Annotated in this window: 27 protein-coding genes and 1 other annotated feature; of the genes, 18 read left to right on the top strand and 9 right to left on the bottom strand. The window is 36.5% G+C overall.

Annotated elements, in window-relative coordinates; genetic code table 11:
* The first annotated feature begins 13 nt into the window (after positions 1–13).
* A complete protein-coding gene (locus MKX66_RS12730) occupies positions 14–523 on the top strand; it encodes a biotin transporter BioY (protein WP_215590976.1) in 510 nt (169 codons plus the stop codon).
* Between the two features lie 25 nt (positions 524–548).
* Here MKX66_RS12730 and MKX66_RS12725 read toward each other — a convergent pair whose 3' ends face one another.
* The 3 genes from MKX66_RS12725 to MKX66_RS12715 form a co-directional block, all read right to left on the bottom strand.
* The gene (locus MKX66_RS12725; RefSeq protein ID WP_000743737.1) at positions 549–698 is read right to left on the bottom strand and encodes a hypothetical protein; all 150 of its coding nucleotides are present in this window, start codon (positions 696–698) and stop codon (positions 549–551) included.
* Between the two features lie 18 nt (positions 699–716).
* Positions 717–890 carry a hypothetical protein gene (locus MKX66_RS12720; RefSeq protein WP_000343684.1) on the bottom strand — a complete coding sequence of 58 codons (174 nt, stop codon included), beginning with the start codon at positions 888–890 and terminating at the stop codon, positions 717–719.
* Between the two features lie 76 nt (positions 891–966).
* Positions 967–2,325 carry an MATE family efflux transporter gene (locus tag MKX66_RS12715; protein WP_002140955.1) on the bottom strand — a complete coding sequence of 453 codons (1,359 nt, stop codon included), beginning with the start codon at positions 2,323–2,325 and terminating at the stop codon, positions 967–969.
* Positions 2,326–2,507: 182 nt separating this feature from the next.
* Between MKX66_RS12715 and uppP the strand changes: the two genes are divergently transcribed.
* Positions 2,508–3,299, top strand: a complete 792-nt coding sequence (gene uppP / locus MKX66_RS12710) for a bacitracin resistance undecaprenyl-diphosphatase (protein WP_088292763.1) — start codon at positions 2,508–2,510, stop codon at positions 3,297–3,299.
* A gap of 30 nt (positions 3,300–3,329) precedes the next feature.
* Here uppP and MKX66_RS12705 read toward each other — a convergent pair whose 3' ends face one another.
* Entirely contained in the window at positions 3,330–3,917 is a 588-nt protein-coding gene (locus MKX66_RS12705) for a thioredoxin family protein (RefSeq protein WP_078175613.1), read from the bottom strand.
* A gap of 33 nt (positions 3,918–3,950) precedes the next feature.
* On the bottom strand, positions 3,951–4,382 hold the full coding sequence (locus MKX66_RS12700; RefSeq protein WP_002140959.1) for a regulatory YrvL family protein: 432 nt from the start codon (positions 4,380–4,382) through the stop codon (positions 3,951–3,953).
* 162 nt (positions 4,383–4,544) lie between these two features.
* Between MKX66_RS12700 and MKX66_RS12695 the strand changes: the two genes are divergently transcribed.
* Together MKX66_RS12695 and MKX66_RS12690 are read left to right on the top strand one after the other, a co-directional pair.
* Positions 4,545–4,964: a MarR family winged helix-turn-helix transcriptional regulator gene (locus MKX66_RS12695; protein WP_002064429.1), complete on the top strand. Its 420-nt coding sequence runs from the start codon at positions 4,545–4,547 to the stop codon at positions 4,962–4,964.
* A 153-nt stretch (positions 4,965–5,117) separates the two neighbouring features.
* Positions 5,118–5,273, top strand: coding sequence for a hypothetical protein (locus tag MKX66_RS12690; RefSeq protein ID WP_002011733.1), 156 nt, complete (start codon positions 5,118–5,120; stop codon positions 5,271–5,273).
* 22 nt (positions 5,274–5,295) lie between these two features.
* On the opposite strand, the gene MKX66_RS12685 is transcribed toward MKX66_RS12690, so the two are convergent.
* Positions 5,296–6,531 (bottom strand): dicarboxylate/amino acid:cation symporter, encoded by a 1,236-nt coding sequence (locus MKX66_RS12685; protein WP_002030637.1) that lies wholly within the window; start codon positions 6,529–6,531, stop codon positions 5,296–5,298.
* A gap of 1,431 nt (positions 6,532–7,962) precedes the next feature.
* Here MKX66_RS12685 and MKX66_RS12680 point away from each other — a divergent pair.
* Positions 7,963–9,306 carry a TrkH family potassium uptake protein gene (locus MKX66_RS12680; protein WP_002140965.1) on the top strand — a complete coding sequence of 448 codons (1,344 nt, stop codon included), beginning with the start codon at positions 7,963–7,965 and terminating at the stop codon, positions 9,304–9,306.
* A 34-nt stretch (positions 9,307–9,340) separates the two neighbouring features.
* On the opposite strand, the gene MKX66_RS12675 is transcribed toward MKX66_RS12680, so the two are convergent.
* The gene (locus MKX66_RS12675; RefSeq protein ID WP_080118818.1) at positions 9,341–9,715 is read right to left on the bottom strand and encodes an imidazole glycerol phosphate synthase; all 375 of its coding nucleotides are present in this window, start codon (positions 9,713–9,715) and stop codon (positions 9,341–9,343) included.
* Positions 9,716–9,887: 172 nt separating this feature from the next.
* Here MKX66_RS12675 and ytfJ point away from each other — a divergent pair, with 172 nt between their 5' ends.
* Both ytfJ and MKX66_RS12665 read left to right on the top strand, forming a co-directional pair.
* Complete coding sequence (ytfJ, locus tag MKX66_RS12670) at positions 9,888–10,295, top strand: GerW family sporulation protein (protein ID WP_044437940.1); 408 nt, start codon at positions 9,888–9,890, stop codon at positions 10,293–10,295.
* A 108-nt stretch (positions 10,296–10,403) separates the two neighbouring features.
* On the top strand, positions 10,404–10,493 hold the full coding sequence (locus tag MKX66_RS12665; RefSeq protein WP_000608225.1) for a hypothetical protein: 90 nt from the start codon (positions 10,404–10,406) through the stop codon (positions 10,491–10,493).
* Positions 10,494–10,921: 428 nt separating this feature from the next.
* Here the strand turns inward: MKX66_RS12665 and MKX66_RS12660 are convergent, their stop codons facing one another.
* Both MKX66_RS12660 and MKX66_RS12655 read right to left on the bottom strand, forming a co-directional pair.
* Complete coding sequence (locus MKX66_RS12660) at positions 10,922–11,161, bottom strand: YkuS family protein (protein ID WP_002011725.1); 240 nt, start codon at positions 11,159–11,161, stop codon at positions 10,922–10,924.
* 86 nt (positions 11,162–11,247) lie between these two features.
* The gene (locus tag MKX66_RS12655) at positions 11,248–11,487 is read right to left on the bottom strand and encodes a DUF3911 family protein (RefSeq protein WP_016119885.1); all 240 of its coding nucleotides are present in this window, start codon (positions 11,485–11,487) and stop codon (positions 11,248–11,250) included.
* 59 nt (positions 11,488–11,546) lie between these two features.
* On the opposite strand from MKX66_RS12655, the gene MKX66_RS12650 reads away from it, so the two are divergent.
* The 11 genes from MKX66_RS12650 (at position 11,547) to hisG (ending at position 23,163) form a co-directional block, all read left to right on the top strand.
* Positions 11,547–11,762, top strand: coding sequence for a hypothetical protein (locus MKX66_RS12650; RefSeq protein WP_113770100.1), 216 nt, complete (start codon positions 11,547–11,549; stop codon positions 11,760–11,762).
* A gap of 141 nt (positions 11,763–11,903) precedes the next feature.
* On the top strand, positions 11,904–12,800 hold the full coding sequence (ilvE, locus tag MKX66_RS12645; protein WP_341086312.1) for a branched-chain-amino-acid transaminase: 897 nt from the start codon (positions 11,904–11,906) through the stop codon (positions 12,798–12,800).
* 15 nt (positions 12,801–12,815) lie between these two features.
* Positions 12,816–13,044 (top strand) — a binding site (T-box leader).
* Positions 13,045–13,117: 73 nt separating this feature from the next.
* On the top strand, positions 13,118–14,818 hold the full coding sequence (gene ilvB / locus MKX66_RS12640; RefSeq protein WP_341086310.1) for an acetolactate synthase large subunit: 1,701 nt from the start codon (positions 13,118–13,120) through the stop codon (positions 14,816–14,818).
* Entirely contained in the window at positions 14,815–15,324 is a 510-nt protein-coding gene (gene ilvN / locus MKX66_RS12635; protein ID WP_000822948.1) for an acetolactate synthase small subunit, read from the top strand. The genes ilvB and ilvN overlap by 4 nt, the downstream gene beginning before the upstream one ends.
* A 21-nt stretch (positions 15,325–15,345) precedes the next feature.
* Positions 15,346–16,362 (top strand): ketol-acid reductoisomerase, encoded by a 1,017-nt coding sequence (gene ilvC / locus MKX66_RS12630; RefSeq protein ID WP_003188179.1) that lies wholly within the window; start codon positions 15,346–15,348, stop codon positions 16,360–16,362.
* A 1-nt stretch (position 16,363) separates the two neighbouring features.
* Positions 16,364–17,884 carry a 2-isopropylmalate synthase gene (leuA, locus tag MKX66_RS12625; RefSeq protein ID WP_002064438.1) on the top strand — a complete coding sequence of 507 codons (1,521 nt, stop codon included), beginning with the start codon at positions 16,364–16,366 and terminating at the stop codon, positions 17,882–17,884.
* Between the two features lie 78 nt (positions 17,885–17,962).
* A complete protein-coding gene (gene leuB, locus MKX66_RS12620; RefSeq protein WP_002011718.1) occupies positions 17,963–19,027 on the top strand; it encodes a 3-isopropylmalate dehydrogenase in 1,065 nt (354 codons plus the stop codon).
* Positions 19,027–20,421, top strand: a complete 1,395-nt coding sequence (gene leuC, locus MKX66_RS12615; protein ID WP_002011716.1) for a 3-isopropylmalate dehydratase large subunit — start codon at positions 19,027–19,029, stop codon at positions 20,419–20,421. Before leuB ends, leuC begins: the two co-directional genes overlap by 1 nt.
* Positions 20,399–20,980: a 3-isopropylmalate dehydratase small subunit gene (leuD, locus tag MKX66_RS12610; protein ID WP_002126281.1), complete on the top strand. Its 582-nt coding sequence runs from the start codon at positions 20,399–20,401 to the stop codon at positions 20,978–20,980. Before leuC ends, leuD begins: the two co-directional genes overlap by 23 nt.
* Before the next feature lie 309 nt (positions 20,981–21,289).
* Positions 21,290–22,552, top strand: a complete 1,263-nt coding sequence (locus MKX66_RS12605; RefSeq protein WP_341086307.1) for an ATP phosphoribosyltransferase regulatory subunit — start codon at positions 21,290–21,292, stop codon at positions 22,550–22,552.
* Entirely contained in the window at positions 22,528–23,163 is a 636-nt protein-coding gene (hisG, locus tag MKX66_RS12600) for an ATP phosphoribosyltransferase (protein ID WP_033708301.1), read from the top strand. Before MKX66_RS12605 ends, hisG begins: the two co-directional genes overlap by 25 nt.
* Positions 23,164–23,173: the final 10 nt, after the last annotated feature.

Here is a 23,173-nt window from a genome sequence, read left to right as displayed (position 1 = left end):
ATTATGGAGGAGGGTGGGGTGCATTACGAAGAAAAGAATATTAATCATTTCTCTATGTATCGCTTTTGGATTGTTTTGGCCATATAAAGAGGAGGTTTTTGCTACCTTTAAACCGATAGATCGCTACGAGTTAAATAAGGAATTAAAGAACAAAAGTATAGAAACTTTAACTGATAAAGAAATGAAAATGATAGGAGAACACTTTGTGACAGTGCAATTATCAGTGTTTGAGTTTAATAATAAAGAAGATGTGAAACGAAAAGGTGAAGAAATATTTGTAAATAGAGGGTATGAACAGTTAATAGAAAATTATTACCCAAACCGTTTTCGGGATTTAGAGTATAAATTTACAAACGAAGAGATACGTGAAGAGACAGATGAGAGTTTTCGCTATCATACTGTAGCGTACGTTACTGGTATTGAAAATGGCAAGAGAAGTGAAATGAAATTAAATTATGACATGAAAATTGTAAAGGTTAATAATTTATTCATGGTGTTAGAACAAAAACAATATGTACAATAAAAAACCCTCTAGAAGCAGAGGGACTTTAAAGATTTTCATTTTGTTGACCAAGTTCTTTTTGAGCAATGTATAAATTTCCTTGCTCAACTTGTTTCAGTGTATGAACAGAATCTCCTGCATATCCTTTTTCTGTTTTAACAGTTCTTTTTGAACGATTTGAATCTTGTTTCTTCATATAATAGACCACCCTTCCTTAAAAATAGACGAAAATGATGAGCACGAGTAATACAGCTGCGAAAATGGTAATGCCCATTAAAAAAGAAGTGTTTTTATATTTAGGTGGCTTATGTACATCTTGCCGATATCCAGGTGAAATTTCAGGGGCGAATTCTTCATCGAATGATTGTTTCTTTTGTTTTTCGTCCATATGTATCCACCTTTCTTTTTCATTATGTTACACGTTACAAGAAAAAATATGCATGAAGAAAACAGCCGCTATATCATTAGCGGCTGCTTTGCGTTGTATATTTTCTTTGTACTTGAAAGAGACGGATAAGCAGGAAGATTGCTCCAAATGCTAGACCGATAATAAGACCGATCCAATAACCTTTTGCTGCCCAGTCAGTATAAGTTGCTAACATGTAGCCAAGAGGTAGACCTATTACCCAATAAGCTATTAATGTCATAATTAAGGCAACATTTACGTCTTTATAACCACGAAGTGCTCCTTGTACTGGAGTTGCAATCGCATCTGAAATTTGAAATAAAATCGCGAATATAAGAAATTCTTTAGCTAAATGATGGACATTTGCATTTGTCGTATAAATAGAAGCAATTTCATCATCAAAGAAATAGAGAAGGATTGAATATAAAAGAGCGAAAGCAAGGGCTAACCCAATTCCGATAAATCCATATTGTTTCGCATTATTGTATCGTTTTGCTCCAACTTCAAATCCGACTGCTATCGTCATTGCCATTGCTAAACTTAAAGGAGTCATATATAACAAGGAAGCAAAGTTCATAGCTGCTTGATGTGCTGCTATTGTTGTCGTACTAAAATTACTCATCATAAGTGTTACCGCAGCGAAAATACTCGTCTCAAAAAAGATAGCAAATCCGATAGGGACGCCAAGTTTCAGGAATTCCTTCCAGATTGTAAAGGAAGGGCGGTATAACTGTTTAAAGATATTGAAAGAAGCAAAAGGCTCTTTCGTACGAATAATAATAACCGTAATAATTAAAATACACCAATAGGTTGCTGCAGAAGCGATTGCCGCACCAACACCACCAAGTTTTGGAAAGCCAAAGTGACCAAAAATTAATAAGTAATTTAATACTACATTAATTGGTAATGATAGTAATGTAATAATCATCGTTGTTCGAGTTTTCCCTAATGCATCAATAAATCCACGTAAAACGGTGTAAGTAAATAAAGGGATAATTCCAATCGCGATAATAATTAAAAATTGTGCTGCAATACGTTCCACGGGTTCTTCTAATTGCATGCCATTTAAAATAGGTGAAACAGCGAAGAATCCGATAAGGATAACAACGAAACTAGCACAAATTGCTAAATATACTGCTTGTATGACAATGTGGGGAACGTCCTCCTTTTTCTTTGATCCAACGAGCTGTGCAACAATAGGAGTAGTAGCCATTAAAATTCCTGTTAAGCCGGTACTAACGGGAAGCCATATACTTGTTCCGATAGCAACACCCGCTAAATCAATAGGACTCGCATGTCCTGACATTGTCGTATCAAAAAAGCTCATCGCAAATAATGACATTTGCGTTACAAAAATCGGGAAAAAGAGTAATAAAAATTGCTTTAACTTTTGTGAGAATGAAGTAGTTTCTTTCATAAAATCCCCTTTCAACGTAAAAAACAAACTCTTATTATCATACAATTTAATCAAAAAATAGAAAAGAAATAAGCGTATACAACAAGTGAAATCAATAAAAAAAGGATGCACTTTGAAAAGGGATAAGGTATTATGATAAGGTGTGAAAAAATTACATATTCGTTATTAAGGAGGCACTACTTGTGGCTGATTGGTTAATTGGATTAATCATGGGTGCTGTTGAAGGTTTAACAGAGTTTTTACCAGTATCATCAACAGGACATATGATTTTAACAGGACACTTAATTGGATTTGAAGACGATAGAGCGAAAGTTTTCGAAGTTGTTATTCAGTTGGGATCGATTTTAGCAGTTGTTGTTATATTTTGGAAACGTTTATGGTCATTAGTTGGAATAGGGAAAGTAACTGATGGACCATCTTTAAATTTATTACATATTATTATCGGGATGATTCCTGCCGGCATACTCGGCGTACTATTCCATAGCGCAATTAAAGAAGTTTTATTCGGTCCAGGACCGGTTGTTATTAGTTTAGTAGCTGGTGGTATTTTAATGATTGTTGCTGAGAAGTTTTCAAAACCAAGTACAGCAAGAACGTTAGATGAAATCACATATAAGCAAGCATTTACAATTGGGATGTTCCAATGTTTAGCGCTTTGGCCAGGATTTTCTCGTTCTGGTTCTACAATAAGTGGTGGTTTATTAGCTCGCGTGTCACATACAGCGGCGGCTGAATATACATTTATTTTAGCAGTACCAATGATGGTAGCTGCAAGTGGCTTAGATTTAATTAAAAGCTGGGATATATTAAGCTCGGCTGATATAACGTTATTTGCAACTGGATTTATTACAGCATTCGTTGTTGCGTTGCTTGCAATCGTTTCATTCTTAAAATTATTAGCTCGTGTAAAACTAACACCGTTCGCTTACTATCGTTTCATTTTAGCTGCGGTATTCTATTTCTTCATTATGTAATAAAAAAACCTGCCGAAATCGGCAGGTTTTTTATTTTACTACTTTCTCAATCATGCTTTCCATTACATGTTCCCAAAGAGAAGTATCATCAGCTAATGTAGCACGGAAATTAGCATACATTTCTTTTTGTTTCTCTTCGAATGTTGGATCTTCTTTTTCAGGTAATGTAGCGCGCATTGAAGTTACTAATTCTTGTACTTTTGGAGCTCGTGGTCCAAAGACGGCTTGTTCATTTCCGTCTTTATCAATGAAAATAAAGATTGGAATCGCACGTGCTGTTCCGTTTGTTAAGTATTGATCCATTAACTCTAAGTTTTCATCGCGAATTAATAAACGCATATCAATATTTGCAACTTCAGAAATTCGTTTCATAACAGGTACACATAAAAGAGCGTCGCCGCACCAGTCAGCTGTTAATACGATAACGCGCCAGCCATCATTTTGACGTTCTTCTAAAACTGGAAGTAATTCATTTGGAATTAAAAAGTTATTGTAAATGTGTAGTAGCTCGTATTGGTTTACTTTCATTTCATTCACATATGTATCAAAGGACATGCCTTTATCAGCCCATTGTAGTAAGTTCATAAGTAACACCTCTTTAGTATGATTTATTTTTATTGTACCAATTTTTATATAGAAAAGCTTGTATTCTTACTCTTTCTTATCACTAAATAATTTATTTAGTGTGTAAAGGAATAGTGCGACACATAATTCAGCTATGTTGGGCATTTGTACACTCTCTATCCAGTCATCGGCGGTATGTATGACAAACCAATCTAACGTAATTTCAATTATAGAGAGCAGAGCAATTGAGAGCCAATTGGGCATACTTGTCATCATTGGATGTAGGAGCACTTTAAAGAAAATGAATATAAAATATGTAATACCGTCTAATAAAAGAATGAGTAAAAAAAAGAGTAGTAGAGCTGTTCTTGATGAATATTCTATACCTGTAATATGAAAGATTCCTACATATACAAAAAATATAAATGCAAAGAATATAATGAGAATAAGAATAACAACACTAATAATAATAGTCTTATCTTTTAGACTGAGACTAGAAAGTTTGTCTTCTTCACTCATTGCCCCAACTCCTTTTTCTGGAAAATCAATTTCATTGTACCATGAAATATCTATTAAAAAACTACGAATTATGGGGAAATAAGGTGACAAAAAGTAAGATTTCGTGTAAAATTATTAATAAGGTTTTTATTTAACTAAATTAAATAAAAGGGGCTGTCAAAGTTGTCTCAAAATCGAGAACAATTAATGGAAGAACTATCGACAAATGTTTTTGCAATGTTTCGCACGTTGCGTAATGATATTGGAAAAATATTTGGTGGTTACATACCGTGGAATGAGTTCATTGTCCTTAGAATATTGAACCGTACGAATAAAGAAATGGTCTCACGTGTAGCTAATGAGTTAAATGTGTCGAATAGTCATATTACAGCTGTTACAGAAAAATTAATTAATAAAGGCTTTGTAACTCGTTCACGTTCTACATCAGATCGCCGAGTTGTATATTTAGAGATTACAGAACAAGGGAAAGAGTTAGTTGCGAAAATGGAAGGTGAGAAAAAGAAATATTTACAAGAAAGATTTTCCGCACTTTCAGAAGATGAAATGGATATAATGATATCTATTTCTAAAAAACTTATTTAAATAATTACAAATAAGAAAACGCTTACCTAATTAAAAAGAAGACCTTCCTCATATATGGAAGGTCTTCTTCTGTGTGTAATAGATGATAAAAAATAAAATGTGTATGAAAAAAGATAGAGCGCCATACTACTAATAAAGGAAGGAGGGAGAAATATGACGAATCGTAATGGTAGTCAAGGAAGTGGAAATCAAGGTTCACCAAAATCAGGGCAATTCCAGCAGGAGTTTAGTACTGAATTTGAAACGGGAAATGATAATAAAGGAAAAGAATATCGTTCGAAAAAAGGAAGTAAATCAAAAAAGGAGTGAAATGATTCACTCCTTTTTTGATTTAAGATGCTGCAGATTGATCCGTATTATATTTTTCTTCTGATTTTGCAACAATCATTGCACAAATTGCATCACCGGAAATATTTACAGCAGTTCTAGACATATCTAGAATGCGGTCAATACCGATAATTAAAGCAATGCCTTCTACTGGTAGATTTACTTGATTTAAAACCATCGTAAGCATTACTAGTCCAACACCTGGTACACCTGCAGTACCGATACTAGCTAGTACAGCAGTTAATACGACCATAGCTAATTGTGGTAATGTAAGTTCAACGCCGTATACTTGAGCGATAAATACAGTTGCTACCCCTTGCATAATAGCAGTACCATCCATATTAATCGTTGCACCTAGTGGTTGTACAAAAGAGCTTATCGCTTTTGGAACTCCAAGTTTTTCTTGGGCGGTTTTCATGGCAAATGGAAGGGACGCATTAGAGCTAGATGTACTAAACCCAATTGCCATTACCGGACCGAAATGTTTAAAGAAACGAATAATACTTTCTTTGGCTAGTACCTTTAATAAGCCGCCGTATACGAAGACACCGTGAATAATGAGTACCAACATAACGACAATCATATACTTGAACATCGCAGCGACGCCTGCAAGACCCATTTTACCAACGGACGAAGCGAGCAACCCGAATGTTCCGATTGGAGCTAATTTCATGACGAGATTAACAAGATACATCATTAATTCGTTGCCCTGTTCAAGTAATGAATGGACACCTTGAACTCGTTTTCCTAAAACAGCTAAACCGAGTCCGATCAATGCGGCAAAGGCAATAATTTGTAGCATGTTCCCATCAGCCATCGCTTTTGCTGGATTATCTGGCACAATATTCAGCAATGTATCAACGAAAGATGTTTCAGTTTTTGCACCTTCATACTTAAGCCCGTCTGTTTTAAAGTTACCGCCAGCTCCTGGTTTTATGATAAGTGCAAATGTAACTGCAATAGAGATAGCGACAGCTGTTGTTACGAGAAAGAATGAAATTGATTTTAAACCAATTCTTCCAAGTTGTTTCGGATCTCCAAGACCAGCAGCCCCAAGTACGATAGAAATGAACACAACAGGAACAACTAGCATTTTAATAAGTCGAATAAACAGTTGACCAAGTGGATTGAACGCATATTGATTCAATGGCTCAAAAATAGATGGAGCAGCTAAATTTAAAGTGAGTCCGACAACTAGACCGAGAAATAATGCAATTAAGATTGCCTTTGTTTGTTTCAATAAAAACCCCCCCTTTGTTTTTGTAAAATTGCTTTCTAAATTAATTATACCGAAAAAATACCTATTTTGACAATATTTTCTGAATATTTAGTATAAAACTGTCTGTTTCAATGTATATAGTCCAGTTTTGCTGAAATATGTGGAAAGAATACATTTATGTATTTGGAAAAAAAATAGACCATCACATGATGGCCTAGGGAAGGGGACAATTTATATCAATTTAATTAGGGATGGAAGCTATTCAAAGACACTGGGGAATGTCTTATAAATTAGGGAGGAACAGCTTCGATACATATACTATAAAAGATAGATGTGAACATAGAGTGAAATAGAGAGGGAGTTTTAAGTAAGAAGAAAGAGAGAATAAAAAAATAAGACCATCACATATAGGATGGTCAAAGGAAGGGGACAATTTATGTCAATTTAATTAGGGATGGAAAGCTGTTCAAGACACTGGGGAATGTCTTATAAATTAGGGAGGAACAGCTCCGATACGTATACTATAAAAGGTAGATGTGATTCTCGTGTGAACATGGAGTGAAAGAGAGAGGGAGTTTCAAATAAAAGATAGAAAGAATAAAAAAATAAGACCATCACATATAGGATGGTCAAGGGAAGGGGACAATTTATGTCAATTTAATTAGGGATGGAAGCTATTCAAAGACACTGGGGAATGTCTTATAAATTAGGGAGGAACAGCTTCGATACATATACTATAAAAGGTAGATGTGATCCTCGTGTGAACATGGAGTGAAAGAGAGAGGGAGTTTCAAATAAAAGATAGAAAGAATAAAAAAATAAGACCATCACATATAGGATGGTCAAGGGAAGGGGACAATTTATGTCAATTTAATTAGGGATGGAAGCTATTCAAAGACACTGGGGAATGTCTTATAAATTAGGGAGGAATAGCTTCGATACGTATACTATAAAAGGTGGATGTGATCCTCGTGTGAACATGGAGTGAAAGAGAGAGGGAGTTTCAAATAAAAGATAGAAAGAATAAAAAAATAAGACCATCACATATAGGATGGTCAAGGGAAGGGGACAATTTATGTCAATTTAATTAGGGATGGAAAGCTGTTCAAGACACTGGGGAATGTCTTATAAATTAGGGAGGAACAGCTCCGATACGTATACTATAAAAGGTAGATGTGACCCTCGTGTGAACTTGGAGTGAAAGATATGGGGATTTGAAAAGGGATAAAATAGTTGTTGTAAGAGTTATAGTATAAGTGGAGATATAATAGAAAATATTCTTTTGTAAAACGATAGGAGTCTGAATATAAATAAAAGTTGAAATCTATGAAAAAAAGGATTATGCTCAACTATATTATAAGAATATAAGGTTTATCCCGCTACTTGTAGGCTCTTAAAGAGTCTTTATTTATGAGGGGATAAAAGCTTCACTTGATAAAGGGAGTTAGTGATATGGAAGTAGCAAAAAAACAAGGGTTGTATAATCGCTTTATACGATTGAATCCACCACAAATTTTAGCATTAGGCTTTTTTTGTTTAATTGTGGTCGGAGGATTGTTATTAAAGTTACCGTTTGCAACGAAAGTACATATTAGTTGGGTAGATGCTTTCTTTACAGCTACGTCGGCAGCGACTGTAACCGGTTTAGGTGTTGTAGATACTGCGAGTACGTTTACGATGTTTGGTGAAATTGTTATTATGTTTTTAATTCAAACGGGTGGTCTCGGTCTTATGACGATAGCCATTTTAATTGTTTGGGTATTAGGGAAAAAAATTGGTTTACGCCACCGATTATTAATTGGAGAAGCATTTAATCAAACAAATATTGGTGGTCTTGTGAAATTAGTAAAACGTGTTTTTATTTTTTCTATTTGTATTGAGCTAATTGGAGTTATCTTTTTATCGATTCGCTTTATTCCAGAGTTTGGTTTTGGAAAAGGTTTATACTATAGTATTTTTCACGTTATTGCGTCATATAATAATGCCGGCTTTGCGCTTTGGCCAGATAATTTAACAAGATATGTAGGAGATCCTATTATTAATATTGGGATTTGTTCTTTAATTGTAATAGGAGGGTTAGGGTTTACGGTATTAATTGATATATGGTATAGCCGTAGTTTCCGAAAATTATCACTGCACTCCAAAATCATGATTGTTGGAACTATAGCACTTAATGTTATTGCGATGATTGTGATTTTTGTATTGGAATATAATAATGTGAAGACTTTGGGGCACTTATCTTTAAATGAAAAATTATGGGCTTCGTTCTTCCAAGGAATTACACCTCGTACAGCTGGTTTTAACACGGTAGATTATGGGGGGATGGAAGAGTCATCGATACTATTTACAATGGTATTAATGTTTATTGGTGCGGGAAGTGTATCGACAGGCGGTGGAATTAAGTTAACGACATTCGTTATTTTAATTACATCAGTTCTTTCTTTCTTTAGAAAGAAAGAGGATTTTGTTTTGTTTCAGCGTACGATTAAAATGTCGACAGTAACGAGAGCGTTAGCAATTGTCGTTGCTAGTCAAATACTTATTTTTACAGCGGTATTTGTATTAATGCTTACAGAAGACTTCAGTTTTATTCAGTTATTATTTGAGACAATTTCAGCGTTTGGTACAGTAGGGTTAACAATGGGGATTACTGCGAAGCTATCGGCGTTTGGAAAATGTATTATTATGTTTGTTATGTTTTGTGGATTAATCGGACCGTTAACACTTGTGTTCTCTTTGGCACGACCAGCAAAACAAAAAATTAAATATCCATCAGAAGATGTATTTACAGGATAAGGTATCCCGCATAAAGCGAGATACCTTTTTCTTTTTAAAAAAGAGAGAACAATAAACCAATAAGCGCCACTCGGAATAAAATCGCAATGAGTGCAGCGATACCACCCACAATGGCAGCGGTACCGCCAGTTACAGTAGCCCCGCGATTATAAGCGTAAATACCAAGTAGAACAGACACAAGACCAAATAGTGTTGGGAATGTGAATAATGATAATATTGCTAAGGCAAGAGCAATGAAACCAGCAGTCGATCCAGCTGCAGACGATCTTACCTCAGCGTTATCTTTATCATCATAATCGATATGCTGTGGTGCAACTTCAGCTGCGTATTCTTCTTTATAATCACTATCTATTCGATCTCTTTTTTTATATTCATCAAATTTCTCAGTCAAAGTAAGGACTCCTTTCATAACAAGGTTCAATAGTAGTATGTATCTCTTTTCCCTTTTTATCCGAGCATGTACAGGGAGTAATATCCAATTGGAAAGTGGAAAATGTTTTTTCAAAATAGGAAAACTTAGTATGACTTCCTCTATTTTGGAAAGTATAAAAAAGAATAATGAGGAAAGGGTGTAGTACATAATGGAACATCCAATTGAAAATTTAATGAAAACAGCAATGACAAATTTAAAAGAGATGGTAGATGTAAATACGATTGTTGGAAGTCCGGTTTCAACAGCTGACGGAAATGTAGTATTAACAGTATCTCAAGTGGCTTTTGGTTTTGGAGCTGGTGGAAGTGACTTTAAAGGGGATTTTATTTCTGAAAAACATAACGGCGGACAAGGGCAGCATAAAGAGAACAGGCAAAGTCATCCATTCGGAGGCGGAAGCGGGGCTGGGGTTTCTATTAGCCCAGTTGCTTTTTTAGTAGTTGGTTCTAACGGTGTGCAAGTGTTGCATCTCAATAGTGGTACACATTTAATTGAAAAAGCGTTAAATACTGTGCCAAGCACTGTGGATAAATTTGTGAATGGTCGCCAAAAGTGAACTTGCATTTTTTAGGAATTATGATATATTAGAAAAAGTGCGCTTTATGACGATCGGAATAATTGAACTGTAAATATATATGATGTGTGGAATAAGGGAGAGGAATTTATGATTAATATCAAAAACTTAGTAGTTGGCTTATGTATGTTAGTAAGCGGTTTTGTTGTATATGTAATAAAAGAAAAAGCTCCATTCTAAAACAGACAAACCGTTAATGTCTGTTTTTAATTTGTAAAAAATGTTGACAAGTTATTGTATTGGTGTTAGAATTTTAATTCGTGTCTCGGTTAAAGCTAGTGTAAAGTAAATAAATCTTATGAATATAATACGAAAAGTTTGCGAAAGATCGGGTAGTCTTACCAACAACTTTTGTGAACAAACCCTATAAATTGTATATGTAAGCTTTATATGTATACTAGTGAATCAAGGAGCGGTCAGTGGAACCGTAATGATGAGAGAGAGGTAGGGCTTTCATCCAGTATATGTTACTTTCCCGTTAGGTGAATATAAAAAAGAGGGCTCCTTTTGAAAAGGAGCCCTCTTTCTATAAATAAATTGAAACTATAATCAGTGGGACCATTCTATTTCCTTTACATGTTAGCTCACAAATAATGTGATAAAAATGATTAAGTGCGGTTTTCAACTTGCTGACAAATTTCATCTGTTGTTAAACCATGTGCTTTAATTACAGATCCTTTTATCGATGTATCTGCAATGCCCATCATATTAGAATCTTGCCCGGTTACAACGCAACAATCACACCCATGTGCATCATTTTCAGAGTTAAGTGAAACGACTTCATGTCCTTGTTGCTGAAGAGCTTGTTGAACATCTGTTAAAGAGTTCTCAACACCAATTCTAGCCATAATTTTCACCTCCTACCATCTAGTTGCTAGTATGCTCAAGTTCATAGCATATATTTATGAAAAGATGGTAGGAAGAGAATATTTGTTTAGTCGTTATATACACCAGTAAGCATTTGACTTACGAATTGATCGTTTAATGTATCTTGTGCTGAACTGTTATTAGACTGAATATCGATTGAAGCTGTGTAGTTGTTATGTTTTTTGCTATGTGGTTCTACTTCAACGTAATTATCGAATTTACAAAAACCTTTCGTATCCATTAAATCAAATAATTGAAGCATTTCTACTACCTCTTGTCTCGTTCCTTTAATTTGTACACACGCCATTGTTATTTCCTCCTTCAATTTGACAAATTGTTTTTTAAAAATAGGATTATGATTACTAAATGAAAAATATGAATGTTATTTTTAGACAGCGTTATTTTTGTTATTTTCCCCCTTTTTCACCAAAAGTCGTTGTATATTACCGGATTTATAAAATCGGACGTCCGTTTATTGAATACAATAGATTCGTATCAATTGGCGAAAACCCTTCTTTTAAACAAATATTTTTTTTAGTAGAATTTGACGAAAAAAAAATTTTGACTTTTTGTAAACGTTAACAATGTTATTAAATCAATATAAACAAAGATGTACGTACGATTAAAAATTAAAAATTTTCTAAAAATTCACTTGATTTATTTGAAAAGGAGAGTAGACTAGGAAACAATAAAAAACTCATAGAACATAGGGGGCGCTTTCAAGTGAACGAGCAGTGGATTTTCTTAAATGGAGAATTTGTTCCAAAAGACGAAGCAAAGGTTTCAGTATATGATCATGGCTATTTATATGGCGATGGAGTGTTCGAAGGAATTAGGGTATATAGCGGTAATGTTTTCCGTTTGAGAGAGCATCTTGTCCGGTTATATGAATCAGCGAAATCCATCATGTTAGAAATTCCATATACGTTAGAAGAAGCAACGAAAATCGTTGTTGAAACGATTCGACAAAACAAAATATCTAATGGATATATCCGCCTCGTTGTATCAAGAGGACCTGGGAACTTGGGATTAGATCCCGATTCTTGTACGAAACCAAATGTAGTAGTAATTGCAGAGCAATTATCTTTATTTCCACAAGAATATTATGAAAAAGGGATTCCGATTATAACAGTTGCAACGCGTCGCAATCGCCCGGATGTTTTATCGCCTCAAGTAAAATCTTTAAATTACTTAAATAATATTTTAGTTCGCATTGAGGCGAAATTAGCTGGAGTACAAGAAGCACTTATGTTAAATGACCAAGGATATGTAGCTGAAGGCTCTGGAGATAATGTATTTATTGTGAAGGGAAATAAATTAATTACACCACCAAGTTTTGCTGGAGCGTTAGAAGGTATTACACGAAACGCGATTTTAGAAATCGGCGAAAAACTTGGATATGACGTAAGAGAAGAATTATTTACAAGGCATGATGTATATGTAGCTGATGAAGTGTTTTTAACAGGAACAGCTGCTGAAGTAATTGCTGTTACGACAGTAGATGGAAGAACGATTGGTTTAGGTAGAACAGGGCCACATACGAATCGTTTATTAGAAGAATTCCGTAAATTAGTTGTAGAAGATGGAGAGAAAATTTACGAAGAAAATAAAGTTGGATAATAGCTCTTATGACATGATAAAGCGTTGATAGGGAGGAGTAGTTGACTGTGAAGCCTCACAGAGAGTCGGTGGTTGCTGGAAACCGATGGTTCACGTCGACGAACATCACCCTTGAGTGCTAAGCTGAAACGTTTGTTTAGGCTTAGACGGTAGCTCCGTTATTAGCTAGACTCATATCCCGAGTCACTGAGGCAAGAGTAATCTTGCAAAGAAGGGTGGTACCGCGAAATCTTTCGTCCCTTCAGCACATAGCTGGAGTGTGGACGTAGGATTTTTTTATTTTATAAATGTTTTAAAAAAGGGGGCTTATAAGAAAAATGTCTTCAAAAACGGAAGAGAAACTGGCAACTGGTGCACAGCTATTGTTAGAAGCGCTAGAAAAGGAAGGAGTAGAGGTGATTTTTGGTTATCCAGGTGGTGCGGTTTTACCTCTATATGATGCGCTTTATGATTGTGAAATTCCGCATATTTTAACGAGGCATGAGCAAGGTGCAATTCATGCTGCTGAAGGATATGCAAGAATTACAGGCAATCCAGGAGTGGTAATTGCAACAAGTGGACCGGGTGCTACAAATGTTATTACTGGTCTAGCTGACGCGATGATTGATTCATTGCCACTTGTTGTATTTACAGGGCAAGTAGCAACAACGTTAATCGGGAGTGATGCTTTCCAAGAAGCTGATATTATGGGGCTTACGATGCCGGTGACAAAACATAATTATCAAGTACGAAAAGCATCGGATTTACCCCGAATTATTAAAGAAGCATTTCATATCGCTAGAACAGGAAGACCAGGCCCAGTCGTAATTGACCTTCCGAAAGATATGGTAGTAGAGAAAGGTGAGCGATGTAGTGATGTACAAATGGATTTACCAGGATACCAGCCTAATTACGAACCGAATCTACTACAAATAAACAAATTATTACAAGCGATTGCGACTTCAAAAAAACCGTTAATTTTAGCAGGAGCAGGTGTATTGCATGCAAAGGCATCGAAAGAATTAACAAGCTTTGCTCGTAAATATGAAATTCCTGTTGTTCATACATTACTTGGTCTTGGTGGTTTTCCGCCAGATGATAAATTATTTCTTGGGATGGGAGGAATGCACGGTTCTTACACGGCTAATATGGCGTTATATGAATGTGATCTACTTATAAATATAGGAGCAAGATTTGACGATCGTCTTACTGGAAATTTAGCTTATTTTGCTAAAGAAGCGATTGTCGCACATATAGATATTGATCCAGCGGAAATCGGAAAAAATGTGCCGACTGAAATTCCAATTGTTGCGAGTGCGAAGCAAGCATTAGAAGCTCTACTCAACTTTAAGGAAGGGGAAGTAAATCACAATGATTGGCTCTCATTATTGAATAGTAGAAAAGAAAAATACCCTCTTTCTTACAAAGAGCATTCGGAATGTATTAAGCCTCAATATGCAATTGATATGCTATACGAAATTACGAAAGGAGAAGCGATTGTAACGACAGATGTTGGGCAACATCAAATGTGGGCAGCTCAATATTACCCGCTGAAAAACCCAGATAGATGGGTAACCTCTGGGGGGTTGGGAACAATGGGCTTCGGGTTTCCAGCAGCAATAGGTGCACAAATCGCAAAGCCTGAAGAACTAGTTATTGCAATTGTCGGTGATGCTGGATTTCAAATGACACTGCAAGAACTAAGTGTGTTAAAAGAGCATTCTTTACCAGTTAAAGTTTTTATTTTAAATAATGAAGCTTTAGGGATGGTAAGACAATGGCAAGAGGAATTTTATAATGGGCGATATTCGCACTCCTTACTTTCATGCCAACCAGATTTTGTTGCGCTTGCCAATGCTTATGGCATAAAAGGTGTTCGTATTGAAGACCCACTTCTTGCAAAGCAACAATTACAGTATGCAATTGAGTTAAGAGAGCCTGTTGTAATTGATTGCCGCGTACTTCAATCCGAAAAGGTAATGCCGATGGTTGCCCCAGGAAAAGGCGTTCATCAAATGGAGGGAGTGGAGAAAAGGTGAAGAGAATTGTAACAGCGACAGTTCGAAATCAAAGCGGTGTGTTAAATCGAATTACAGGTGTTATGACACGTAGACATTTTAATATTGAAAGTATTTCAGTAGGTCATACGGAATCATCGGATATTTCGAGAATGACGATTGTTGTACACGTTGAAAATGAACAGCAAGTTGAGCAGTTAATTAAACAACTTCATAAGCAAATCGATGTACTGAAAGTATCAGATATTACAGAAGAAGCGATGATCGCTAGAGAACTTGCACTTATTAAAGTAGCAACATCTGTAGCAAGAGCAGAATTATATAGTTTAATTGAACCGTTCCGAGCCGCTGTAATAGACGTTGGGAAGGATTCCATAGTGGTGCAAGTAACAGGTACCCAGGAGAAAGTAGAAGCGTTAATTGAATTACTTCGTCCATATGGTTTGAAAGAAATTGCTAGAACAGGTGTAACAGCATTTACACGTAGTATGAAAAAACAAGATAAACAAGTTATGTTAATTCAATAATTATTTAAAAAATAGGGGGAAATGAAAATGGCGAAAGTTTATTATGAAAAAGACGTAACGGTAAATGTATTAAAGGAAAAGAAAGTAGCAATCATCGGATATGGATCGCAAGGCCATGCGCATGCGCAAAACTTACGTGATAACGGATTTGATGTGGTAGTAGGACTGAGGAAAGGGAAGTCATGGGATAAGGCGAAAGAAGACGGTTTTTCTGTATATACAGTAGCGGAAGCAGCAGAAAAAGCAGATGTAGTAATGATTCTACTACCTGATGAATTACAGCCGGAAGTATATGAAGCTGAAATTGCACCAAACTTACAAGGCGGCAATTCTCTCGTTTTCGCGCATGGATTTAATGTTCACTTTGATCAAGTAAAACCGCCAGCTAATGTAGATGTATTTCTAGTAGCACCGAAAGGTCCAGGACATCTAGTACGTCGTACGTTTGCGGAAGGGGGAGCTGTTCCTGCATTATTTGCAGTATATCAAGATGCAACAGGAGTTGCGACTGAAAAGGCACTTTCATATGCAGATGGAATTGGGGCGACGAGAGCAGGTGTATTAGAAACAACGTTTAAAGAAGAAACAGAAACAGATTTATTTGGAGAGCAAGCTGTACTTTGCGGCGGAGTAACTGCACTAGTAAAAGCTGGGTTTGAAACGTTAGTTGATGCTGGTTATCAACCGGAAGTTGCATATTTTGAATGTTTACATGAACTAAAACTAATCGTTGACCTTATGTATGAAGGCGGACTTGAAAATATGAGATATTCAGTTTCAGATACAGCGCAGTGGGGCGACTTCGTATCAGGACCACGCGTTGTAACGGAAGATACGAAGAAAGCGATGGGTGCAGTGCTAGCAGAAATTCAAGATGGTACATTTGCAAGAGGCTGGATTGCAGAGCATAAAGCAGGAAAACCAAATTTCCATGCGACAAATGAGAAAGAGAATGAACACGAAATTGAAGTAGTTGGACGTAAATTACGTGAAATGATGCCGTTTGTACAGCCGCGAGTAAAGGCAGGGGTCAAATAATATGAAGCAAATTTTGTTCATGGATACGACGCTACGTGATGGCGAACAATCACCAGGAGTTAATTTAAATGAACAAGAGAAATTACAGATTGCGAGGCAACTAGAGAGACTTGGTATTAATGTAATGGAAGCTGGATTCGCAGCAGCTTCTGAAGGTGATTTTCAATCGGTAAAACGTATCGCAAATACCATTCAAAATGCTACGGTTATGAGTTTAGCTAGAGCGAAAGAAAGTGATATTCGAAGAGCCTATGAAGCTGTGAAAGGCGCTGTCTCTCCTCGTTTACACGTATTTTTAGCTACGAGTGACATTCATATGAAATATAAGCTTTGTATGTCAAAAGAAGATGTATTAGATAGCATACATCGCTCGGTTACGCTCGGGAAATCACTATTTCCAACAGTTCAATTTTCAGCAGAAGATGCAACAAGAACATCGAGAGCATTTTTAGCTGAAGCAGTAGAAGTCGCGATTCGCGCAGGAGCGAATGTAATCAATATTCCTGATACAGTTGGATATACGAATCCAGAAGAATATTATTCTCTTTTTAAATACTTACAAGAATCCGTTCCGTCGTATGAAAAAGCAATTTTCTCTTGTCATTGTCACGATGATCTTGGGATGGCAGTAGCGAATTCGTTAGCTGCGGTTGAAGGCGGAGCGTTACAAGTAGAAGGAACGATTAATGGAATTGGAGAAAGAGCGGGGAATGCGGCGCTAGAAGAAGTCGCGGTTGCTCTCCATATTAGAAAAGATTTCTATGAAGCAGAATCCTCTATGACATTAAAAGAAATTAAAGCGACGAGTACGTTAGTAAGTCGGTTAACGGGTATGGTTGTACCGAAAAATAAGGCGATTGTTGGAGCAAATGCTTTTGCTCACGAATCAGGTATTCATCAAGACGGTGTATTAAAAGAAGTAACGACGTATGAAATTATTGAACCATCACTGATTGGAGAGTCACAAAATTTATTTGTATTAGGAAAGCATTCCGGGCGCCATGCGTTTACTGAAAAAATGAAAGAACTTGGTTATGAGTTTACAAAAGAAGAACGGGATGTGGTGTTTGAAGCATTTAAAAACTTGGCTGACCGTAAAAAAGAAATTACAGAAGAAGATTTACGTGCGCTTATGCTTGGTGAAGCAGCATTTGCGGCCCAGCAATATAGCATTACTCAATTGCAAGTACATTTCGTATCAAATAGTACACAGTGTGCAACGGTTGTACTAAAAGACGAGGAAGGAAATATGTACGAAGATGCAGCAACTGGTTCTGGAAGTATTGAAGCGATCTATAATGCAATTCAAAGAATTTTAGGATTAGAATGTGACTTAGCGGATTATCGCATACAATCTATAACGCAAGGTCAAGATGCACTTGCACATGTTCATGTTGAATTAAAAGAAGGAACTCATCAAGTATCAGGTTTTGGTGTTGCGCAAGACGTATTAGAAGCATCGGCGAGAGCGTATGTTCATGCGGCCGGAAAATTAAAATCTTTTATTACTCTTGTGAAGTGACTGTTTGATAAGTGAGGGGATCGTCCCTTACTTATCAAAATATATTTCTGAAAATTCAGATAAAAAGGAGTGTTTTAATTGGAAAAACGTATCGTTTGTTTAGCGGGTGATGGTGTTGGTCCGGAAATTATGGAAAGCGCGAAGGAAGTATTGCATATGGTAGAGAGGCTATATGGACATCACTTTCATTTACAAGATGAGTACTTTGGCGGAGCGGCTATCGATTTAAATGGGCAACCATTACCACAGCGAACACTTGCCGCTTGTTTAGCGAGTGATGCGGTTTTACTTGGAGCGGTTGGTGGACCGCGTTGGGATGATGCGAAAGAAAGGCCAGAGAAAGGATTATTAGCTTTAAGAAAAGGACTTGGTGTATTTGCGAACGTTCGTCCTGTAACAGTAGAAAGCGCAACTGCACATTTATCGCCATTAAAAAACGCAGATGAAATTGACTTCGTTGTCGTTCGTGAACTAACAGGCGGTATTTATTTCTCTTATCCGAAAGAAAGAACGGAAGAATCGGCAACTGATACACTTACGTACCATCGTCATGAAATTGAACGTATCGTGTCGTATGCTTTTCAATTAGCGAGTAAGAGAGAGAAAAAAGTAACCTCTATTGATAAAGCGAATGTTTTAGAATCTAGTAAATTGTGGAGAGCTGTTACGGAAGAAGTAGCTCTTCGTTATCCTAATGTTGAATTAGAGCACATTTTAGTAGATGCAGCTGCTATGGAGTTAATTCGAAACCCAAGGAGATTTGACGTTATCGTAACAGAAAATTTATTTGGTGATATTTTGAGCGACGAGGCTTCTGTATTAGCAGGGTCATTAGGAATGCTTCCATCAGCGAGCCATGCGGAAAACGGTCCGTCTTTATATGAGCCTATTCACGGATCAGCGCCAGATATTGCAGGTAAAAATAAAGCGAATCCAATTGCGATGATGCGTTCAGTAGCGATGATGCTTGGGCAATCATTTGGATTAACGAGAGAAGGGTATGCGATTGAAGAGGCAATTTCTGCAGTTCTTCAATCTGGGAAATGTACAGCTGATATTGGGGGGAATGAGACGACAACTTCATTTACGAGGGCAGTTATTCAAGAAATGGAAGAGCAGGCACTAGTAGGGAGAGGAAGATAATGGGGAAAAGGTTACTAGATAAGCTTTGGGAAAGACATGTAGTTGTAACGAATGAAAATGGATTGGATTTATTATATATCGATCTTCATCTCGTTCATGAAGTAACGTCACCGCAAGCCTTTGAAGGCTTGCGGCTTGCAAATCGAACTGTTCGGAGACCGGAATTAACGTTTGCAACGATGGATCATAATATTCCAACGAAAGATGTTTGGAATATTACCGATCGCATTGCGAAGCAGCAATTGGATACACTTCGTGACAATTGTAAACAATTTAAGGTGCGATTAGCCGATATTGGTGATGAAGAGCAAGGAATCGTTCACGTTATAGGACCAGAACTTGGGCTCACACAACCGGGGAAAACGATTGTATGCGGTGATAGCCATACAGCAACCCACGGTGCTTTCGGTGCTTTAGCGTTTGGTATTGGTACGAGTGAAGTAGAACATGTATTAGCAACTCAAACGTTGTGGCAACGAAAACCGAAAGCGATGGGGATTGAATTAAAAGGAAAGTTACCGAAAGGAGTTTATGCAAAGGATATTATTTTGCATCTTCTCTCAAAGTACGGTGTAGCGGTTGGAACGGGGCATGTAATGGAATTCTACGGAGAGACGATTCGTGATATGGGTATGGAAGAGAGAATGACACTTTGCAATATGGCAATTGAAGGGGGAGCGAAAGCTGGCATCATTGCACCAGATGAGAAAACATTTTCTTATGTAAAAGGGCGTGAATATGCACCGAAAGACTATGAAACGTTTACGGGAAAATGGTCGGAGCTTTATACAGATTCAGATGCAATTTATGATTTACATATTTCGGTAGATGTTACGGATTTAGCACCGTATGTCACTTGGGGAACAAATCCTAGTATGGGTGTTCCTATTGATGAAAAATTACCAGAGAAGCATAACGAAAATGATGAAAGAGCATTTTCATATATGGGATTGAGCCCTGGGCAAAGTACGTTTGAAATTCCTGTTAAGCATGTCTTCATTGGTTCTTGTACAAATTCACGTTTATCTGACTTAGAAATTGCTGCATCTGTTGTAAAAGGGAAAAAGGTAAAAGAAGGTGTGCGAGCACTCGTTGTACCAGGATCAAAAAGTGTGAGAGAGCGGGCGATGCAAAAAGGCTTACATCGCATATTTGAAGAAGCGGGATTTGAATGGAGAGAGCCTGGATGTTCAATGTGTCTTGGGATGAATCCAGATCAAGTACCTGAAGGAGAACATTGTGCTTCTACTTCAAATCGTAATTTTGAAGGAAGGCAAGGGAAAGGAGCACGAACACATTTAGTAAGTCCAGCTATGGCTGCAGCAGCTGCGTTATATGGTCATTTTGTTGATATTAGAAAGGAGAGTTACGATGGAACCATTTCATATTCATAAAGGTACTGCCGCAGTACTTATGAATGATAACATTGATACAGATCAAATTATTCCGAAGCAATATTTGAAGAGAATTGAAAGGACGGGATTTGGAAAATATTTATTTGATGAGTGGCGTTACGATAATGAGCGCCATGAAAATCCTAATTTCCCCCTTAATGCACAAGAACGAAAAGGAGCAAGTATATTAATTACAGGTGATAATTTTGGATGTGGTTCTTCAAGAGAACATGCTCCGTGGGCGCTTGCGGATTATGGTTTCCGCGTTATTATCGCCGGAGGATTTGCAGATATTTTTTATATGAATTGTATGAAGAATGGTATGTTACCGATTGTAATGGATAAAGAGATGCGTGAACAACTTGCCAAAACGAATGCGAGAGATCAAATGGAAGTTGATTTAGAGAATGAAGTAATTATTACGAATACGCACAGGTTTCATTTTACAATCGAGAAAATGTGGAAAGAAAAATTATTAAATGGTCTAGATGAAATCAGCATTACAATGCAATATGAACAAGAAATTGAAGAGTATGAAAGAAAAGTAGCTTCACATTAACTAAAAGTAGAATATTCGAAATGTATTTACATTCAGAATTAACTGTTATATAATATGTAAAAAATCAGAGGAGAAAGGGAGTAAGTATTATGAATATCGTGCAATCTATTAAAATGCTTACAAAACTACATCATCATACATGAAACCCTTGAACCTAACGTGAAAACGTGTAGGCACAAGGGTTATTCCCGTTGTACCTACACTCTACTAAAGAGCCTTGTAGGTATTTTGTCTACAAGGCTCTTTTTATTTTCGGTTTGGGTGGATGGAATGGGCATAAATTAAAGAGGGAAGGGTGTGTGAATTCAGATGACAAAGTGGAAACGGGCAAATCCGAATGGAACGAGAGATTACTTATTCGAAGAATGTACGTTAATTGAAGAAGTGGAACAAAAATTAAGACGGACCTTTTTAGAGAGAGGTTATGAAGAAATAAGGACACCTACAATTGAATTTTATGATGTTTTTGCATTTCAAAACAGGCCGATAGATGAAGAAAAGATGTATAAATTTTTCGATGAAAAAGGACGGATTATCGTTTTACGCCCAGATATGACAATTCCTTTAGCAAGAGTAATTGGAACACAGAGAGGGGATATTCCTCTTAAAGTAACTTATAGCGGGAATGTATTTCGGGCGAATGAGTCCCTTACTGGGAAATATAATGAAATAGTACAAAGTGGTATTGAAATTATCGGGATTGAAAATGTAAGGGCTGAAATTGAATGTGTGATAAGCGTAATTCAAGCACTTCAAAAATTAAAGGTGCAATCTTTCACAATTGAGATTGGGCAAGTACAGTTATATAAATGTATCGTAAAAAAGCTCCCCATTAATGATGAAGAAGAGAAGTTACTTAGAACGTATATTGAAAGTAAAAATTATGCCGGACTCTCACACTTTATAGAAGAAAAGAAATTAAATCGGTGTGATGAAACAGTAAGGTTACTTGAGAAACTACCAAGGTTATTCGGGAGTTTAGATGTTGTTGAGGAAGCAGAAAAACTCGCCTCAAGTAATGAAATGAAAATGGCCATTGCGAGAGTGAAAGAAATATATGAAACAATTGAACAGTTAGGATATGGCTCTTACATATCAATTGATTTAGGTATGGTTCAACATTTGGATTATTATACGGGTGTTATTTTCAAAGGGTATATATATGAAATTGGAGAAGAGATTGTTAGTGGCGGAAGATATGATGAGTTAATTGGAAATTTTGGAGAGATGATGCCAGCGGTTGGGCTCGCGGTGCAAGTAAATCAAATAGTTAAGGCACTTCAAGAGCAGCAAGAACCATATAAACGAAAGAGCATAGATATTATGATTCATTATGAGTTAAATAGATTAGCAGAAGCGGAAAGGTTACGAAATTTACTTCAAAAGGACGGGAAGAATGCCCAGTTATCTTTATTCTCTGATTTAAACGATACTTTTCAATTTGCAAACAAGAATAAAATAATGACAGTCGTTGAGGCGAAGAGTGAGTCACTAGTGGAATATGTATGGAGAGAGAAATGGATCATCCAGAAAGAAGGGAAGGCTTCATGCGTAACATTCAAATTGCGTTAACGAAAGGAAGATTAGAAAAGCATGTTATTCCACTGTTTGAAAAAATTGGAATTGATTGTTCGGAGCTCAAAGATAAAGGAAGAAAACTTGTGTTTAAAAGTAAAAACACAAACATTTCATTTATTTTAGTGAAAGCGGTAGATGTTGCTACTTATGTAGAACATGGCGTAGCTGATATTGGAGTCGTTGGAAAAGATATATTAATGGAATTTGAGAAAGATATATATGAGATGGTCGATTTAGGAGTGGGCGTGTGTAAATTTTGTGTCGCTTCTATTCCTACGTATAATCCGAAGAGTTATCGGAAAAAACGAATTGCTACGAAATATCCGCACATTACTTCTACATATTTTCATGATAAAGGGGAGGATGTAGAAATTATTAAAATAGAAGGATCTGTAGAGATTGCTCCACTTCTAGGTTTGGCAGATGCAATTGTTGATATTGTTGAAACAGGAAAAACATTACAAGAAAACGGGTTAATTGTATTTGAGGAAATGTGCTCTATATCAGCTCGAATGATTGTGAATAAGGCTGCATTGAAAACTAAAAAAGACGAAATATTCTGTATTATAAATATGATGGAACAAGAAATTTTGTCAGGGAAATAGGGGGATTTTA

The organism is Bacillus sp. FSL R9-9530 (genome assembly GCF_038008145.1).
Classification (GTDB): domain Bacteria; phylum Bacillota; class Bacilli; order Bacillales; family Bacillaceae_G; genus Bacillus_A; species Bacillus_A mycoides.
The sequence above is the reverse complement of the archived record's forward strand: the minus strand, read 5'-3'. Positions and strand labels throughout refer to the sequence as shown.

What these genes read in the sequence shown, in the direction of transcription:
- MKX66_RS12725 (WP_000743737.1), bottom strand. Translation starts at nt 698, where the DNA reads ATGAAGAAACAAGATTCAAATCGTTCAAAAAGAACTGTTAAAACAGAA.
- MKX66_RS12720 (WP_000343684.1), bottom strand. Translation starts at nt 890, where the DNA reads ATGGACGAAAAACAAAAGAAACAATCATTCGATGAAGAATTCGCCCCT.
- MKX66_RS12715 (WP_002140955.1), bottom strand. Translation starts at nt 2,325, where the DNA reads ATGAAAGAAACTACTTCATTCTCACAAAAGTTAAAGCAATTTTTATTA.
- MKX66_RS12700 (WP_002140959.1), bottom strand. Translation starts at nt 4,382, where the DNA reads ATGAGTGAAGAAGACAAACTTTCTAGTCTCAGTCTAAAAGATAAGACT.
- MKX66_RS12690 (WP_002011733.1), top strand. Translation starts at nt 5,118, where the DNA reads ATGACGAATCGTAATGGTAGTCAAGGAAGTGGAAATCAAGGTTCACCA.
- MKX66_RS12680 (WP_002140965.1), top strand. Translation starts at nt 7,963, where the DNA reads ATGGAAGTAGCAAAAAAACAAGGGTTGTATAATCGCTTTATACGATTG.
- MKX66_RS12675 (WP_080118818.1), bottom strand. Translation starts at nt 9,715, where the DNA reads ATGAAAGGAGTCCTTACTTTGACTGAGAAATTTGATGAATATAAAAAA.
- ytfJ (WP_044437940.1), top strand. Translation starts at nt 9,888, where the DNA reads ATGGAACATCCAATTGAAAATTTAATGAAAACAGCAATGACAAATTTA.
- MKX66_RS12665 (WP_000608225.1), top strand. Translation starts at nt 10,404, where the DNA reads ATGATTAATATCAAAAACTTAGTAGTTGGCTTATGTATGTTAGTAAGC.
- MKX66_RS12660 (WP_002011725.1), bottom strand. Translation starts at nt 11,161, where the DNA reads ATGGCTAGAATTGGTGTTGAGAACTCTTTAACAGATGTTCAACAAGCT.
- MKX66_RS12655 (WP_016119885.1), bottom strand. Translation starts at nt 11,487, where the DNA reads ATGGCGTGTGTACAAATTAAAGGAACGAGACAAGAGGTAGTAGAAATG.
- MKX66_RS12650 (WP_113770100.1), top strand. Translation starts at nt 11,547, where the DNA reads ATGAAAAATATGAATGTTATTTTTAGACAGCGTTATTTTTGTTATTTT.
- ilvB (WP_341086310.1), top strand. Translation starts at nt 13,118, where the DNA reads ATGTCTTCAAAAACGGAAGAGAAACTGGCAACTGGTGCACAGCTATTG.
- ilvC (WP_003188179.1), top strand. Translation starts at nt 15,346, where the DNA reads ATGAAAATGGCGAAAGTTTATTATGAAAAAGACGTAACGGTAAATGTA.
- leuA (WP_002064438.1), top strand. Translation starts at nt 16,364, where the DNA reads ATGAAGCAAATTTTGTTCATGGATACGACGCTACGTGATGGCGAACAA.
- leuC (WP_002011716.1), top strand. Translation starts at nt 19,027, where the DNA reads ATGGGGAAAAGGTTACTAGATAAGCTTTGGGAAAGACATGTAGTTGTA.
- leuD (WP_002126281.1), top strand. Translation starts at nt 20,399, where the DNA reads ATGGAACCATTTCATATTCATAAAGGTACTGCCGCAGTACTTATGAAT.
- MKX66_RS12605 (WP_341086307.1), top strand. Translation starts at nt 21,290, where the DNA reads ATGACAAAGTGGAAACGGGCAAATCCGAATGGAACGAGAGATTACTTA.
- hisG (WP_033708301.1), top strand. Translation starts at nt 22,528, where the DNA reads ATGCGTAACATTCAAATTGCGTTAACGAAAGGAAGATTAGAAAAGCAT.